The organism is Arcobacter sp. LA11 (genome assembly GCF_001895145.1).
In the GTDB taxonomy this organism is placed as follows: Bacteria; Campylobacterota; Campylobacteria; order Campylobacterales; family Arcobacteraceae; genus Halarcobacter.
The window spans coordinates 90,359-107,749 of sequence record NZ_BDIR01000003.1 but is presented as its reverse complement, the minus strand read 5'-3'; the positions used below and the strand labels follow the sequence as shown (position 1 = coordinate 107,749).

Sequence of the window (17,391 nt, the reverse complement as noted above, 5' to 3'; positions counted from 1 at the left end):
CTTTAAGTTAAACTTTTTATTTCTCTATCTGCTAATATATGCTTTGTAGGATTTTTATTATAATCTAAGGCAACAATAACAATTTCTTCAACAGTGAGAATAATCCTGTCTGTAGTTTTATTTTTTATTTGACATTTAACTGTAATAGAAGTTTTTCCTGTTCTAATAAGTTCTGTTCCTATTGCTAAAATATCACCAATATTTGCAGGGTTTTTAAAACATACTTCACTCATTTTAACAGTAGCTAATCTTTGTGTATCTAGAAGTTGTGCTGCAAAGATAATAGCTTCTTCATCAATCCAAGACAAAGCTTGACCACCAAAAAGAATTCCTGCAGCATTCAAGTGCGGATACATTACCATTCTTTGAGAATCATAAATCAAATTGATCCTTTTTATTTATGTTATAACAATAATAGCGTTAATAATTGATAAAATGAGATTTCAATAATATAATTTATAATTTTAATCTAGATTTTATAAATTTAATGATAAATTATTATTTAATATATATACCTGTTATTCAGTTAAAAATAAAGTTATTTTATTAATAAATAGTAAAGGAATAGTACAAATGTTTAGATTCAATTATATTATATTACTATTGCCAATATTATTATTTTCAACATCAAATAAAAAATGTGTATATATAAATTCTTACCATGATGGTTTTGTCTGGTCAGATACCATTGCAAAAGAAATAAAATATATTTTAAAAGATAGTTGTGATGTTATTCAATTTAATATGGATACAAAAAGAAAAAAAGATGAAGCTTCAATAAAGAGTAGTGCCTTACAAGCAAAAAAGCTAATAGATAAAACTAATCCAGATGTTGTAATCACTTCAGATGATAATGCTGCAAAATATTTAATAAAACCTTATTATAAAGATAGTTCAATACCTTTTGTTTTTACAGGAGTAAATTGGACTGCAGATAAATATGGCTTCCCTTATTCTAATGTAACAGGAATGATTGAGATAATACCTATAAGAGCACTGTATGAAATGGCAGTTGATTTGTCTATTGGAAGAAAAGCTACTTTTATAGGTGATAATACTATTACCGATAAAAAAGACTTGTCATATTTTATTAAATATTCTAAAAAATATGGAATTGATTTATCATATAATTTAGTAGATGATATTAATGAATGGAAAAATAGTTATTTAGAAGCACAACTAAATAGTGATTTTATTATTTTAGGACATAACTCTGCTATAAAGAATTGGAATGACAAAAAAGTAAAAGATTTTTTATTGAAAAATAGTAAAAAGTTAGTTCTTGCTACTTATGAATGGATGATGCCTTTTTCTATGATTGGATTAATAATTAAAGCAGAAGAGCAAGGTCAATGGGCAGCAAATACTGCAAAAGGTATTTTAAATGGTTATGCCATAAAAAATATTTCAATCACAACAAATAAGACTTGGAACAATTTTATTAATTTAAAGTTAGTAGATAGTGCAAAAATTAAGCTCCCTAGAAAAATATTAATAAAATCAAAAAAATATGACATGGATTAAATTTGAAGACTCCTTTCTTTTCTTTAAAACTAAAAGTAACTGTATTTTTAATAAACCTGTTAATATTATTGATTATTGGAGTAGTTCAATATATTTATCAAGTTTCAAATTTAAAAAATAAATTTAACTACAATATTGAAAATATCATTGAAAAAGAGTTATCTAATAGGGTTTCAACTACCAAGGGTGTTATTACTTCATTAAGTAGTTATTATCAATATACATCGAATATGAATACATCTTCTTTTTCTAGTTTCTCAAATGATTTATTAAAAAATTATGACTTTATGGAAGTTATTGCTTTTGCAACAGTTGTACAAGAGAAAGAAAGAGTCTCTTTTGAAGAAGAGATGAAAGATAATGGCTTATACAATTTCTATATAAAAGATTATGATAAAAATCAAAAACTTATAAAAATTAATAAATTAAAAGATAGATATGCTCCTATTATATATATAGAACCTGCGTCATACAAATATACTAGGTTTTATGGCTTTGATATATATAACAATAATATATTCAATGAAGCTTTTATTCTTTCATCTAAATCAGGGAAAGTAATAGTAAAAGATAGAGTAATTGATGAACTTGGTAATAAACTAAATCTTTTTATTAAAGCTACATATAAGGGTGAAGATAGAATTGAAAATGAATCTTTAAGGTATGCAAATACTAATGGTTTTTACATTATAAATATAAATATTGATAAATTATTAGAAAAAGTAAAAAAGAAGTTTAATAAATATCATATTGAAATAGTAGATATAAATGAGTATGGAAAATATCTAGAAGCTAATTCTTCTAAAAAAGAAAATATATTTAAGAAGTTGATTTATCTTAAAAAAATTGAGGGTTTTGAGCATAGTTTCCTTCTTATAACAAAGCAATTGACATTAAAAGATTTTAATTTATTTGTTTTTATTTCTGTATTATTAGTAGTAATATTAATACAAGTCTTATATATATTAATTTGGCATAAGGATAAAATATCAAAACATAAATTAAGCTATAAAGCTACTCATGATGATTTGACAGGTCTTTACAATAGAAATTATTTTAAAAAAATCTTTGACAATAAAATAAATAACAAAAATAGTATGGATAAATTAATTGCATTATTATTTATAGATATAGATAGATTTAAAGAAATAAATGATTCTTTTGGTCATAAATTTGGAGATGAAGTATTAATTGAAATTTCGAATCGTTTTAAAAAAATTATGAGAAGAAATGACTTAATTAGTAGGCATGGTGGTGATGAGTTTTTAATTTTAGTTGATGATATTGAGAATATTGAACATATAATAAATGTTATAAAAAAGATTATGTCTAGTATGAATACTCCTATATCCTTCAATCATCAGAATATTCATCTAAGAATTAGTATTGGTATTTCAATTTATCCAAATGATGGTAAAACAGTTGATGATTTATTAAAAAATGCTGATTCCGCAATGTATAGAGCTAAAGAAGAGGGGCGAAATACTTTTAAATTTTATACAGAAGATATGACTTTAAAAGTAATGAAAAAAATAGTACTTGAAAACAAACTAAGAGAAGCAATTAAAAATGATGAGTTTGTTGTATATTATCAACCTCAATATGATGGAAAAATAAATAAATTAATAGGAATGGAAGCCTTAGTTAGATGGAAAAATACAGAAGGAGAACTAATTCCTCCAAATGCGTTTATTCCAATTGCAGAGGAAGCAGGATTAATAGTTGACTTAGATAGACTTGTTATGAAAAAAGCAATAAAACAATTTTCTATTTGGAAAAATCAAGGATTAGATACAGGTACTTTATCTTTAAATTTATCTATGAAACAGCTAAAAAGTGATGATTTTATTGAATTATTAAATAAAACTATAATTGATAATAATTGTAAGCATAATTCTATTGAATTAGAAGTTACAGAAGGAGGAATCATGGAAAATCCTTCTGAATCTATTGAAAAGTTGAGAGAAATAAGTTCTTTAGGGATTAAACTTTCTGTAGATGATTTCGGAACAGGATATTCATCTTTAGCATACTTGAAAAAACTTCCAATTAATAAGCTTAAAATTGATAGAGCATTTGTAAAAGACTTGCCTTTTGATGAAGAAGATACAGCTATCACAAAATCAGTAATTGTTCTTTCAAAGAGTTTAAAACTTGATGTTATAGCAGAAGGTGTTGAAAACCAAGAGCAGATAGATTTTCTTGTTAAAAATGGATGTTATAAAATTCAAGGTTACTTTTATGGAAAACCTATGAACTATAAAGAGTTTGAAAAACTATTGAATAGGAATGTATAAAGTAACTTTTGCACCTTTTTTATCTTCAAATTGCGAGTTTTCTATTTTAATAAAACCTTTCATACTATCTGTAATAATCTTATGAGTCATATATAATCCAAGACCTGTACCTTGTGATTTATGTTTAGTTGTAAAATATGGTTCACAAACTTTTCGGATAATCTTTTCATCTATTCCACCCGCTGTATCCATGATTTGAATTACTGCAAATTTATTCTCACAAAAAGTATTAATAAATATATTTCTATTTTCTTCATCTATCTCTTTTAATGCATCTTTTGAATTTGTTAATATATTTAATAGAGCTTGATTTAATTCATTTTCAAATCCATTTATATATATTGAATTTATTTTTGTATTTACATTAATAAAATTGTTTTTAAATGATGCATTAACAATAGTTAAAACTTTTTCAATACTGTTTTTAACATCAAATTTCTTTTTCTTTTTGTCACTTTTTATATAGTTTTGAAAATCATCTATAGTTTGAGATAAAAATTTTGTTGTTTCAGTTATAGAATCAAGATTATATTCTAATAATTCGTCATTTAATAATCCATACTCTTTTTGTACCTTTATTCCAGAAGCAGCAGTAGAAATTGAACTTAATGGTTGTCTCCACTGATGTGCAATGTTTCCAATCATTTCTCCTAAGCTTGCCATTTTTGACTGTTGAAACATAATTTCTTCTTTATTTTTAATTTCAGTTAAATTGATAATTGAAAGGATAAATGAAGACTTTCCATCAAAATCTATTTTTTTTGTTTTTAGAAGAACAGGTATTGTAGAGCCATCAACTTTTATAGCCTCTATTTCATGATTTCCATCAAAATCATCTTTATATATATCTATTAAAGAATTTTCTTTTAATATATTTGTAAGTTCTCTATTCATAAGTTGAGATTTATTTCTATATTCTAACATATTAACTATTTCATCATTTAAATATTTGATTTTTTTGTTTTCAATAATTAATACACCAGCAATATTTAAATCTATCAAAGATTTAAAATTTTTTAATGAATTTTCTAACTCTTTTTGAGTCTTTTTTAAATTACGTTGATAATCAATTAACTGTTTATTTTTATAAAGAACAAATATAATAATAATTAAAAATACTAGAATTGTTTTCCATAATAATGAATAATCAACTTCTTGTTGAATATTAGTATTTAACCACTTTTTATATATTTGATCTTTGTCTTCTGGAGACATACTATTTAAAATTTTATTGACAATACTTTTAAGAACAGGGTAATCATCTCTAATCATAAACTTTAGATTTAAATCAATTCCTGTTTGACCTGTTATTTTTAAATTAGAATAGCCTCTATTCTTTATATTATGAGAGAGTACAGGCATTATATCTACATACGCAAAGACTCTATTTTCACTTACATACTCTAATCCTTGGATAACATCATTTACAAAAACAAATTTAATTGTTGGATATTTTTCTTCTAATAATCTATGTGCAGAGGAATTTTCTCCTACAGCAATTTTTTTACCTATTAATTCTTCTGCACTTGCAATATAATTTTTATCTTGTAATGTAGCAATTCCAATTGGGGATTTTAAATAACCGTCACTAAATATAGAATATTTTTCTCTATCATTTGTTTTTGTTGCTGCAATTAATATATCACTTTTCTTTTCTTTTATCGAATCTAATACTACTGAAATTTTATTATTTGAGCTTAAGCTTGTTTTTAAATTAGCTTTATCTTTTATATAATTCCAAAAATCTACACTTATTCCGTATAATTCATCATTTTCTACTGAATTAAAGGGAGACCAATTATTTGTAGATATTACATTTATTTTTTTATTTTTTATAAAATTCAATTCTTCGTTAGTAAAATTAATTTTTTTAGAAATATTAATCCATTTGTTTTCTAATGCTTTCTGTTCTTCTTTTGTTATAGAACTTATAGCTTTGTCAATTAATGGATGGAGTACATTTAAATCTTTTCTTACTCCTACATATAATTCACTTTTAAAACCATCAAGTGATACATGGCTGCTTGCTTTTAATTTTCCATAATAGTTTTTATTTATATAATAACTTGCTAATAAATCATTTTGAATTGTTGCATCTATAAAGTTATTTTCTATTGAATTAAAGATATCTGTTAAAGATTCAAATTCAATTACATTTGCATTTGGATAATTTTTTTTAAATACATTAGTAAGATGCCATCCTTTTGCCATACCTATTTTTTTATTATTTAAATCATCTATATTTATAATATCAGTACGAGATTTTTTTGTAACAATTGATAACGTTTGTGACATAAAAGATTGAGTATATAATAAAAAATCTTCTCTTTTTTTGTTATATCCTATTACAGGAAGAATATCTATCTCTTTATTTTTGAGTCTTTTTATAAGAGAAGTCCATTTATCAGTGACAAAAATTGGTTTTAATCCAAGTTTTTGAGATATAAGCTTGATATAATCAATAGTATAACCTTTAGGTGTATTATTTTCATAATAATCAAAAGGTATCCAATCTAGCTCATTTGCAATATAAAGAGCATCTTTTTCTTTTAAATATTGTTTCTCATTTTCATTCAAGTCTAATTGAATACTTAAGTTTTCATCATACTTTTTATTTTTCCATTTCATAGATATTCTATTTTTTTCTTCTATTGTTAGACTTGATAAAGCTTTATCAATAATATTTTTTAGTATCGGATAGTCATTTCTTGTAGCCATATACAAAAGATTACCTTCATATTTTGTATGAAACTGCGCTTTTATATTACTTATAGAGTGTTTATTTATAAAATAGTTAATTATGGCAATATTTGAAATAATAAAATCAACTTTTCTTGTTACAACTGCATCAATTGATTCTAAAATGTTTTTTACATAAACTATTTCTATACTTGGGTAATTGTTCTTTATAAACTTTTCTTGAACATAACCTTTTATTATTGCAATTTTTTTACCTTTTAATTCATCCATTGATTTATAAGAGATATTATTATCTGTAAATACATAGTCTCTTATAGATAAATATGGCTTTGTGTATAAAAGGAATTCTTCTCTATGTTTATTTTTTGAAAGAATAGGAAGTAAATCTATTTGTTTGTTTTTTGTTTTATCTAAAAGGTTTTGCCAAGAATCAATAGAGTAATCGAATTTCAATCCAGTTTTCTTTTCAATTAAATCTAAATAGTCTTTTGCAAGACCTGTATATTCATCATTTTCAACAAAATCAAAAGGAGGCCAATCTCTTTCTGCACCAATAGTAATTGTAGGATTACTTTTTATAAAGTTTAATTCTTCTTTAGTAAATTCAATTTTGTTTGAGGCAAAAGAATGAAGTGTGATAAATAGTAGAAAAAATATGATTATTTTTAGATTTTGCATTGTAGCCCTTATTTAGCATTATTATACATAAATAAGAGTTACAAGTTAATAATAAATTATTTAAATTTTAAAGGATTATGAAAACCATTTTTTTACTTTTTCAAACATTCCCTCAAAGTTCGATTCATGTGGCTTACTTTCAACTCCAAAACTATCTTGAAGTTTTTCTAAAAGTTCAGTTTGTTCGTTATTTAATGATTTAGGATATTTAATTTTGATTTGTACAATTAAATCACCTTTACCATAACCTTGAACAGAAGTTACACCTTCTCCATGAAATTTAAATTGCTCTTTATCTTTTGTACCAGCTGGAATTTTAAGATTTAATTCTCCTCTTAAACCTGGAATTTTAATAGATGCACCTAATGCAACTTGAGTAAAGAAAATAGGTACTTCAATATAGATATCATCATCATGTCTTACAAAATGAGAATCTTCTTTTACTCTAATTTGTAAATATAAATCTCCTCTTGTACCATCTGGTGCTGTATTACCTTTATTTGAAACTCTAATTCTATTTCCGTTGTTAACACCTTCAGGAATATTTACTTCAAATTTTTCTTTTGTTTCTTTATATCCTGAACCTGTACAAGTTTTACATTTACTACTTGCTGCTTGACCTGAACCTTCACAATGAGGACAAGTTTGAGCAAAAGTCATAAATCCTTGTCTCATATGTACTTGTCCTTGACCATTACAATGAGTACATGTACTTAGTTTTCCATTTTTAGCACCCGTACCTTTACAGTCTTTACAAGCTGATTTATGTGGATATTTAATCTCTTTTTTACAACCAAAAATTGCTTCATTAAATTCAACTTCAATTTCAATAGCAATATCTAAGTTATAGTTATAGCTTTTTCTCTCACGTCTTCTAGAATTTCCTCCAAAACCGCCAAATCCTGAACCACTGAACATTTCTTCAAAAATAGAACCTAAGTCATCAAATCCTCCACCAGAGAATCCTCCTCCTTGACCATGACCTTCTAGACCAGCCTTACCATATCTATCATAGATTTGTCTTTTTTCATCATCACTTAAAACCTGATATGCTTCATTTACTGCTTTAAATTTCTCTTCTGCTTCATGATCATCAGGATTTTTATCTGGATGATACTTCATAGCCATTTTTCTATATGCTTTTTTTATAGTACTTTTGTCACTATCCTTAGTAACTTCTAATAATTCATAATAATTAATTTCAGTCAATTACTAACTCCTATAAATATAATTTTCGCGATTTTATCTAAATAACTATTAAGATTAGATATAATTCGCGCATGAAAAAAGGTTTAGAAAAGTTTTATGATTTAGTTGATGCATTTGAATCTTTGCCTACAATAGGTAAGAAATCTGCTTTGAGATTAGCATATCATATAGTAATGAATGACAGTTATAGTGGTATTAAAATTGCACATAGTATTGAAAATGCGTTAAGAAATATAAAAAAATGTATTAATTGTGGTTCTATGAGTGAACATGAGATATGTGAAGTATGTTTAGATGACAGTAGAGATAAGACAAAAGTTTGTATTGTACAAAGTGCAAAAGATATATTTATAATTGAAGAATCTAAACAATTTGACGGTTTATACTTTGTAATTGAAGAATTAGAACCTGAAGCAGTTGATAAGATGTTAAACTTTGTAAAAGAAAATGAAGTAGAAGATGTTTTATTTGCAATAACTCCTTCTTTATCTAATGATGCTTTTATTTTATTTATTGAGGATAAATTAAAAGATTTTAAAATTAACTTTACAAAAATTGCTCAAGGTGTTCCAACAGGTGTTAGTTTAGAGAATGTAGATATCTTGTCTTTAGCTAAGGCTATACAAAGTAAAGTTAATATTTAAGAAAGTTAGATAAGATATTATTTATGAATAAAAGAATAGTTTGCCAAAAATGTAAATTCTATTATGTAACTTGGGAACAAAACAAACCTCATGGTTGTAAAGCTTATGGTTTTAAATCAAAAACAATACCTTCTGTAGTTGTAAAAAGAAGTAGTGGTCTTGATTGCTCATTTTATGAGTTGAAAAGTGGATAAATATGGAACTTTTTATACTAAAAAATTATATTTCTCAATACAAAAAAAATAAAATTTCTATAATTAAATATTGGATTAGTGATAGTAAGATATTAAAAATATTAAAAGTACATCAAATAAATAGAGAAATATTTGTCAAAAAATATGCCTTGGGTATATTAGATTATTATATAGATATTGTTAATGATAATAAAAAAATAGGAGATTGTCCTGTTATTGATGAGCTTGTTTTATATTTAAAAGATAAAAATATTACACCTTCAGAACTTTTTATAATCTGTACAGGTTTTAAAAATGCTTTACTTGAATATACATATGATTTAAAAATCACTAATTTACAAATAGAAAAAGAGATAAATTATATTTTTGAGAGTAATTTTGCAGGAGTACTAGATAAATATTCTCGTTCTATACTTGATGTAGAAAATGAATTATCAAAATCTAGTAAAATTATTGATAAAAATGTAATTATGTCTAGTACTGATGCTTCTGGGAAAATTATTAGTGTTTCTGAAGCTTTTTGTGATATCTCTGGATATAAAGAAGAAGAATTAATAGGTCATATGCATAATATAGTTCGTCACCAAGATATTTCTAGTGAGACTTATGAAGAGTTATGGAAGACAATAGAATCTGGACAAGTATGGAAAGGTGAGCTTAAAAATAGAAGAAAAGATGGCTCTTCTTATTGGGTTCACGTGATAATAACTCCTAATTATGATTCTAATGGCAATTTTAAATCATATGATGCAATTAGACAAGATATAACTTCTAAGAAAAATTTAGAAGAACAACAAAATATACTTGTAGAACAATCTAAATCTGCTGCTATGGGTGAAATGATAAGTATGATTGCTCATCAATGGAGACAACCACTTCAAGCAGTTTCTATTTTAATACAAAAACTACCCTTAAATAAAGTTCTTGAAGGCGAAATAAGTGATGAGCTTTTAGATCAAGTAGTTTCTGGTATTGGTAAACAACTTGAATATATGAGTAAAACAATTGATGACTTTAGAGATTTCTTTTTACCTGATAAACCTAAAGAAAAAGTTGCAGTTATTGAAGTAGTAAATAAAGCATTAGACTTTTTAGGCTTTATGACAAAAACTGATTCTATTGAAGTTACTTTAGATTCAAAAACAGATATTGAAATAATGATACATGTAAATGAGTTAGTTCAAGTATTTATTAATTTAATAAAAAATGCAAGAGATGTTTTAATTGATAGAGATATTAAAGAGAGAAAATTATTTATTAAATTCTATGAAGAAGAAAAATACCTTGTAATTGAAATAGAAGATAATGCAGGTGGAATACCTGAAGATATTTTAAATAAAGTATTTGAACCTTATTTTTCTACAAAATCCAATAAAAATGGTACTGGACTTGGATTATATATGTGTAAGACTATAATAGAAAAACATAGTAAAGGTAAATTATCAGTTAGCAATTCAGAGAATGGTGCTGTTTTTAAAATTGAATTGCCAAAAGAAAATGATTTTATGTAAAGTAATATTTGTGTAAAATAAAAGCTTTAATTTTTTAATTAATTTAGGAGTAATAATTTGTTATATAAAGACTTAAAAGATAGTATTAAATCACTTGGTTTTGTTACGATTGAAGATTTTGTACATTATATTGGCGTAACACCAGCAGATATCCTTGAATGGGAAGAAAAAGATGAAGTTCCTTATACTATATCGTTAATCATTCACCTATTAAAAGGGGATAAAGATTTACCAAATAGTATTTCTCTTGATAATTTAGTAGAGGAGTGTTTACCTTTAGCTGAATTACTTGATGAAGCATCTTCTTTCCCTCATAAACTTGAAGAAATGTTCTTATTACAAAAAGAATTAAATGATTCAACAAATGGTAAAAATTGGGAATTAGGTGTAAATAAATTTGGTAAAGATATCAATTGGCTTAGATGTATTCATATGGAAGTTGCAGAATTAATTGATTCTACTCCATGGAAACATTGGAAAAATATTAATGCAGAACCTGATATGAACAATATTCATGTTGAACTTGTTGATATTTGGCATTTTTTAATGTCTTATATTTTACAAGAAACAAATGTACCTAGAGCGGTTTCTTTAGTAAATACTCATTGTATTTATGAAGCAGTAGAAGACGTAGATGTAAAAGCTATGGTAAAAGAATCTGAAAAGTTATCTTATATCTCATTAGCAATTGAAACTGGTAATATGCCTTCATTTAGTGGAATTGAGAGATTTATTGATCAATTCTTTAGATGTTGTAAAATATCAGGATTATCATTTACATGGCTTCAAAAATTGTATATTGGTAAAAATTGTTTAAACAAATTTAGACAAGACCATGGTTATAAAGAAGGTACATATATCAAAGAATGGAATGGTGATGAAGATAATGTTGTAATGGTTTCAATATTAGAAACTATGGAAAATGTTAGTTTTGATGATCTTTATTCACAATTAGAAAATAGCTATCCAGGAAAATAAAAAGAGAAAGTCTCTTTTTATTTTTTAATTAAATTATATTAAGAATAGTCATTTTTATATTCGACATAATGTCCTGCATGTTTAATTAGACCATCAACATCTTCTTGCGTTAATTCTTTAACAACTTTTGCAGGGCTTCCCATAATTAAACTTCTTGGAGGAAATTTTTTTCCTTGAGTAACTAATGAATTTGCACCCACTATTGAACCTTCACCTATAACAGCATTATCCAAAATTGTTGCACTCATACCAATAAGACAGTTATCTTGTACTTCACAACCATGTAACATAACTTTATGTCCAATGGTTACATTATCACCTAAAACAGTTTTAGTATGTGAATCAGTATGAATCATTGACAAATCCTGCACATTTGTATTTTTACCAATTCTTACTTCATTTACATCTGCTCTTATTACACAGCCAAACCAAATAGAAGAATTTTCACCAATTTCAACATCGCCTATTACATCTGCACTTGGAGCTACCCAAGCTTTACTATTAATTTTTGGATAAAACTCTTTAAATTTCATTATCATCTAAAACCTTATATTAAAAATTTGGATTTATTATATCTACTAGATTTGTAAATTGCAAGAAGTAAAATAAGAAAGAAATCTTATTTTACTTGGTATTCTAAAATTATAGGCTCAGAGTAGTTAGGAACATCATCATAAGTGAATATTGCATAATACTTATTTATATCTTTTGCACCAAAATCATCATATGTATAATCATCTAGTCCTGCATAAATTTTTTGTCCATCATGAGAAGAGTAGGGTTTTCTATAAGCATTTTTTATCACTTTAACACCTTTAAATGCGTCATCTTTTGGATTGTCCCAAGTGATTTTTATCTTCCCATTTTCTTTTATGATTTTAGCATTTGAAACTTTTTCAACTGCATTTCTTCTTTTTGGAATATGCTCTAAAATAAGTTTTGGAGATAGAGATTTATTTTTTACTTCCCAAGAAACACTTTTATCTTTTATAGCTTTTTTAGATGAAGTTGGTTTTAAGACAAAAGCAACATCAGATTTATTTTTTAACTTTTCATTTAGAGTTATCTCAGAAAAAGTATCAAAAGTAAAATATTGAGTTTGATTGTTTTTTAATTCAGTAGCACTAACATCAAATCCTACATTTTGAATAATATCTCTATTTCTAATACTCTTATAATCTTGGTCAATATTTTCATCTACAAACTCTAAATGGAATCTAATATCATCTTTAATATAGATTTTTGTTGAGTTTAATTCAAAATAGGCTTTTGTGATAAAAGTATCGTTATATGGTGGTAAAGATGATAAATTAAATTCAAAAGTAGAATATATAGAAGCACCATCTTTATCAAAACCTGCAGATATTTCATCTGATTTGACTTCATTCTTACTAACTGTATATACAGCTTTTGGATATAGTTCAGTGATAGTTGGTTTCATAGTATATGTAAGTTCAAGTCTAGGTCTATAACCTAATCCATAACCAAATTTACCATAACCAATGTCCCATTGCATCATTTGTCTTGTACGTCCAATTCTTAACTCTTTTGGCCCTTCAACTCTTAAAACAACTTTCTTTTTATCAGAGGCTAATTCTTGTAAGTCTTCACACTCTAGTCCAGATAAATGCCATCCTCTCCAAATACCTTGAGTTAATTGATGAGATTCAGTCGGTCTACCTATATATCTTAATATTTTCATATTTTGAACGTCATCAAAACTTGTAATATCTTTTATTGATTCTGGATCTACTATACCAACATTCCATTCCCCATATTTTTCAATAGTTGTAGAAACTCTATTTATAGGATATAAGTTAAATGATGCAGACTTAATCAAGGCATTAGCAGGTAAAGTTTTTACATCAATCGTAACAATTGCATAAGAAACACCTTTATTCTCATCTACCCCAACAAATAAAGAGTTTACTCCAAAATGTTTATCATTTTGATTTAAATTTTCAGCTACATATCCAGTCTCTTTTGCATTTGCGTAGTATGTTCTACTAAATTCATCATAATCAGGATTGGTTCTAAGCTTGATTTGTGGATAAAAAGGTGATTTTTCACCAGTTTTTTTATTTACAACTCTAATGTTGTAAAAATAGTCTTTATTACTTTGTAAATTGATATCACTAAATTCTAAACTTTGTGTTCTTGCTATTAAATTTGATGCATTACAAAAATTTTTATCTTTTAAACTTCTATAAATTTCAAAAAATATATTTTTATCTGTTTCATAAGACCAAGATAAATTTGCATGATTTGAACCTATTTCAGTTATTTCAAAAGATTTAACTCTATAGACTGAATTCTTTTCTGAATAATTAGGAACTTCTTTAACAGCAGCAAGTAGAGCAGGGACATGTTCTCTTAAATGTTCATTCATGTCATCCATATAATCAGATATATTTCTAGTACCTACTTCTACAACAGATGAAATTATTCCACGTGAGTGATAAAATTCTCTACCACTTCCAGAAATTAGCTTGGTAGGTGGTTTTCCTTGATGAATACCATATTCTCTACCTGAGATTTTTCTTATTTCTTCTGCCATATTTGCACATAATGTATTCATATCAGTTGTATCAATAGTATCTTCATGTCTAAAATCATGTGCAGGGAAAAATACATTTCCTTGTGAATGATAATCTAAAGCTATAGTAATATTTTCATGAGCTTCAACAAAATCTCTCAAAGCTCTAGTTTCAGGCTCTGAAAAAGGTTCTGGTCCACCGTATACATTTGAAGTTGTGGCAGTTGATTTAACATAGCCAATTGGAAAGTTTCTATTTAAATCTACACCATAAGATCCATCTGCATTTACTCTTCTATTTTTTCTCCAAAAAGAGAAATGATTTCTTGAGTATTCATATCCATCAGGATTTGCACAGGGAACCATATATATAGTTGTATTTTTTAAATAAGCTTGTAAAGTTGGATCTGTTTCAAGATTTTCTAAAATGTATGTTGCAAATTCAATTGCAAGCTCATGTCCAACCCATTCTCTAGCATGAATAGTTCCTGTAAAGAAAAGTGCAGGATTATTATCTGCACTCTTAATATCTTTACTAATAGTAATTAAATTTATATCTCTTTTTTCCCAAGTTTTACCAATAGAGTCTATTTTGAAATAGTTTGGATATTTATTTTGGTATTGCCTAAAAATTTCTGTTGATTCATCGTATGATCGATAAAGTTGCTTCAAAAACTATTCTCCTATTTTAAATCTAGATTTTAATTGTGCTAATTTGTTTTTACCTATACCATCAATTTCTTCGAGCTGGTCTAAGTTTTTAAAACCTTTATTTTTTACTTTGAAATCTAGAATGATTTTCGCAAGTTTAGCACCAATTCCTTTTATTTTCTTTAAAATAGATTCATCAGCTTTATTAATATCTACTCTCATATCGTCTACATGGTCATCCCAAGTTTCTAGCATTTGTTCATCTATAGATTCTAATTCTAATAAATCACTTGTATCAGTAACAATATTATCTTCAAGATACTCTTGAATTTCTAAGGCTAATTCCTCTTCCATACCATGAAGTGTCATAATATCAGTTAGAGTGGCCTTATTAAAGTTTAATTTGTTAATTTCAAGATTATCATGTTTAACTTCTTTTGTTAAATCATCTTTAATTGGCAAATCTTCAGGGGCAATTGAATCAGGAACATCACTAGAATCACTTAATTCAGCTTTTTCCATATCGAACTCATCTACTTTATCATTTATATACCACGTACCATCACAAGAAGGTTTATATTTACTAAAACCAATATGTCTCATAGTTCGTAATAAAGAAGAATCAATCTTACCTAACTCTTCCCATGAGAACAATGGAACATGAGGCATCTTAAATCTTCCATTTGAAAAATCCCACATCAAGTATTGACAAATCCAATCTCTAATATAAGGGAAAGCTGCAAAAGCAGTTGCACACTCTAAAATATAAGCTTTATCTGTTTTTGCATCAATTGCAATGTCACAAGCCCAATATTCTGCTTTAGCTGCTTTACTTGCTTCTACTGCTAATTCAAGTGCATTCATTGGAACATTCTCATAAGACATTGAACCACCTTGAGATGTATTAGTAATCCATTCTCCTTCGCCAGAAAATCTCCAGAAAGCACAAATAGGTTTATGTCCTATCAGCATTACTCTTAAATCTCCTGAATATTTTAAATCAATTCCATCTTGTGTATAAATAGGGTTATATTTTTCTTTATCTAATAAGGCTTTTGCTTCCGCAAAATTATCAGCTTTATGAACATAGTAACCTCCATAATTTGAAGCACCATATGATCTTTTAATAATTTGAGGATATTTAGCTCTGTTTTTTAAATAATCATAACCTTTTTTCTTGTCATAATGAATTTCTGTATAAGGAGCTGAAAGATTATATTTGTTACAAAAAAGAGTCACATTCTCTTTTGACTTATTTGGAAATTGTGTTTCTAAAGAGGGAACAAATCTTACATTAGGAAGTTCTTTAGAAATTTCTACAAAAGTATCATATGCAGTTGCAGGAATATTACCAATTAATATTTCAATTTTTTTTCTTTTAACTTCTTTAATAAATCTATCTTTATCATTTTTCCAGTGATATGTAACAGTCTCAATTTTATCTGGCCAACCTTTAAAATTTGAATGGTCAAAAAATCTTAATACATAATCAAGATATAAAAATCCTAATTTTGGTAAATTACTCATACTATATTTCCTTTTATTTTTTTGTTTTTCTATCAATTAAATCTACAATTAATTCTATTTTTTTATCATTGAAGTTAAGACCCATTTTTTCCTGTTCAGGGGTGGCAAAAGCAGGAATTCCATTTACTTCTAAAACAATATATTCTTCTTTTTTTCTATCGTATATAATATCAACACCTGCTATATCTAGTCCTGTAACTTTAGCAGCATTTAGTGCCAATTCGATTACAGCATCTTTAGGTTTTCTAACAAAAACACTTCCTCCGCTTGTTACATTGGTTCTCCAGTCTGTACCACTTGCTTTTCTTCCATAACAACCAACAAATTGACCATCAACAACATCAACTCTATAATCAGTATTATCATAATCAATAAATTTTTCTACATAAAAATATCTTAAATCCATTTGATTTAAAAAAGGCATAAGCATATCAAGAGTTTCTTGGTTTTCAATTTTTGTAAGACCAACACCACCCCAACCATCAGTCGGTTTATATACCATTTTATCCCATTTCTTCATGATTGTTTTTAAATGATGAGTATCATCCCTATGACAAAGTTTATAGTCTGCTGTTTGTATTTTGTGTTTTCTTAACAAAAATGCAGTTTGAAATTTATCTTCAGTAAGTTCAAATGCATCATACGAGTTTATCATTGGTACTACATGATTTAGTGCTTTATATAAATACATCTGATATTGTGTTTGCTCACCAGCATTATATGAGAAAAATAAATCTAACTTATCAAGTTTTATATCATTATATAAAATATGTCCATTTTTTGCAATTGCATCTCTTAAATTTATATTTGGTATAACATCAATTTCTCTTTCTTTTAATAAAGAAATCATTTTCTCTTGGATTTTATCTCCACCACCATTTTGGTATAACCACATACCAATCTTTCTTTTTCCCATAACTTCCCCTAATTTAAGATTTATTA

13 protein-coding genes are annotated in these 17,391 nt (G+C 26.3%); 6 read left to right on the top strand and 7 right to left on the bottom strand.

Annotated features, from left to right (window positions below):
* Positions 1–2: 2 nt before the first annotated feature.
* Positions 3–383, bottom strand: a complete 381-nt coding sequence (locus BT997_RS04340) for an acyl-CoA thioesterase (protein WP_072680224.1) — start codon at positions 381–383, stop codon at positions 3–5.
* A 190-nt stretch (positions 384–573) separates the two neighbouring features.
* Here BT997_RS04340 and BT997_RS04335 point away from each other — a divergent pair, with 190 nt between their 5' ends.
* Positions 574–1,524, top strand: a complete 951-nt coding sequence (locus tag BT997_RS04335; protein ID WP_072680223.1) for an ABC transporter substrate-binding protein — start codon at positions 574–576, stop codon at positions 1,522–1,524.
* A 2-nt stretch (positions 1,525–1,526) separates the two neighbouring features.
* Entirely contained in the window at positions 1,527–3,821 is a 2,295-nt protein-coding gene (locus BT997_RS04330) for an EAL domain-containing protein (protein WP_072680222.1), read from the top strand.
* Here BT997_RS04330 and BT997_RS04325 read toward each other — a convergent pair.
* Both BT997_RS04325 and dnaJ read right to left on the bottom strand, forming a co-directional pair.
* A complete protein-coding gene (locus BT997_RS04325; protein WP_072680221.1) occupies positions 3,801–7,199 on the bottom strand; it encodes a transporter substrate-binding domain-containing protein in 3,399 nt (1,132 codons plus the stop codon). The two genes, BT997_RS04330 and BT997_RS04325, sit on opposite strands and share 21 nt — an antisense overlap.
* A gap of 75 nt (positions 7,200–7,274) precedes the next feature.
* Complete coding sequence (dnaJ, locus tag BT997_RS04320) at positions 7,275–8,408, bottom strand: molecular chaperone DnaJ (protein ID WP_072680220.1); 1,134 nt, start codon at positions 8,406–8,408, stop codon at positions 7,275–7,277.
* Positions 8,409–8,479: 71 nt separating this feature from the next.
* On the opposite strand from dnaJ, the gene recR reads away from it, so the two are divergent.
* The 4 genes from recR to BT997_RS04300 are packed head-to-tail and all read left to right on the top strand — an operon-like array spanning position 8,480 to position 11,735.
* A complete protein-coding gene (recR, locus tag BT997_RS04315) occupies positions 8,480–9,052 on the top strand; it encodes a recombination mediator RecR (RefSeq protein ID WP_072680219.1) in 573 nt (190 codons plus the stop codon).
* A gap of 23 nt (positions 9,053–9,075) precedes the next feature.
* The gene (locus tag BT997_RS04310; protein WP_072680218.1) at positions 9,076–9,246 is read left to right on the top strand and encodes a uracil-DNA glycosylase; all 171 of its coding nucleotides are present in this window, start codon (positions 9,076–9,078) and stop codon (positions 9,244–9,246) included.
* 2 nt (positions 9,247–9,248) lie between these two features.
* Positions 9,249–10,757: a PAS domain-containing sensor histidine kinase gene (locus BT997_RS04305; protein ID WP_072680217.1), complete on the top strand. Its 1,509-nt coding sequence runs from the start codon at positions 9,249–9,251 to the stop codon at positions 10,755–10,757.
* A 57-nt stretch (positions 10,758–10,814) separates the two neighbouring features.
* Positions 10,815–11,735 carry a dUTP diphosphatase gene (locus tag BT997_RS04300; protein ID WP_072680216.1) on the top strand — a complete coding sequence of 307 codons (921 nt, stop codon included), beginning with the start codon at positions 10,815–10,817 and terminating at the stop codon, positions 11,733–11,735.
* 38 nt (positions 11,736–11,773) lie between these two features.
* Here BT997_RS04300 and BT997_RS04295 read toward each other — a convergent pair whose 3' ends face one another.
* The 4 genes from BT997_RS04295 to BT997_RS04280 form a co-directional block, all read right to left on the bottom strand.
* Positions 11,774–12,274: a gamma carbonic anhydrase family protein gene (locus BT997_RS04295; protein ID WP_072680215.1), complete on the bottom strand. Its 501-nt coding sequence runs from the start codon at positions 12,272–12,274 to the stop codon at positions 11,774–11,776.
* 80 nt (positions 12,275–12,354) lie between these two features.
* Positions 12,355–14,943, bottom strand: coding sequence for a M14 family zinc carboxypeptidase (locus BT997_RS04290; RefSeq protein WP_072680214.1), 2,589 nt, complete (start codon positions 14,941–14,943; stop codon positions 12,355–12,357).
* Between the two features lie 3 nt (positions 14,944–14,946).
* On the bottom strand, positions 14,947–16,449 hold the full coding sequence (locus BT997_RS04285; RefSeq protein WP_072680213.1) for a helix-hairpin-helix domain-containing protein: 1,503 nt from the start codon (positions 16,447–16,449) through the stop codon (positions 14,947–14,949).
* A 13-nt stretch (positions 16,450–16,462) separates the two neighbouring features.
* Complete coding sequence (locus BT997_RS04280) at positions 16,463–17,365, bottom strand: RimK family alpha-L-glutamate ligase (RefSeq protein WP_072680212.1); 903 nt, start codon at positions 17,363–17,365, stop codon at positions 16,463–16,465.
* Between the last annotated feature and the right edge of the window lie 26 nt (positions 17,366–17,391).

What these genes read in the sequence shown, in the direction of transcription:
- BT997_RS04285 (WP_072680213.1), bottom strand. Translation starts at nt 16,449, where the DNA reads ATGAGTAATTTACCAAAATTAGGATTTTTATATCTTGATTATGTATTA.
- BT997_RS04295 (WP_072680215.1), bottom strand. Translation starts at nt 12,274, where the DNA reads ATGATAATGAAATTTAAAGAGTTTTATCCAAAAATTAATAGTAAAGCT.
- BT997_RS04310 (WP_072680218.1), top strand. Translation starts at nt 9,076, where the DNA reads ATGAATAAAAGAATAGTTTGCCAAAAATGTAAATTCTATTATGTAACT.
- BT997_RS04305 (WP_072680217.1), top strand. Translation starts at nt 9,249, where the DNA reads ATGGAACTTTTTATACTAAAAAATTATATTTCTCAATACAAAAAAAAT.
- BT997_RS04325 (WP_072680221.1), bottom strand. Translation starts at nt 7,199, where the DNA reads ATGCAAAATCTAAAAATAATCATATTTTTTCTACTATTTATCACACTT.
- BT997_RS04280 (WP_072680212.1), bottom strand. Translation starts at nt 17,365, where the DNA reads ATGGGAAAAAGAAAGATTGGTATGTGGTTATACCAAAATGGTGGTGGA.
- BT997_RS04335 (WP_072680223.1), top strand. Translation starts at nt 574, where the DNA reads ATGTTTAGATTCAATTATATTATATTACTATTGCCAATATTATTATTT.
- recR (WP_072680219.1), top strand. Translation starts at nt 8,480, where the DNA reads ATGAAAAAAGGTTTAGAAAAGTTTTATGATTTAGTTGATGCATTTGAA.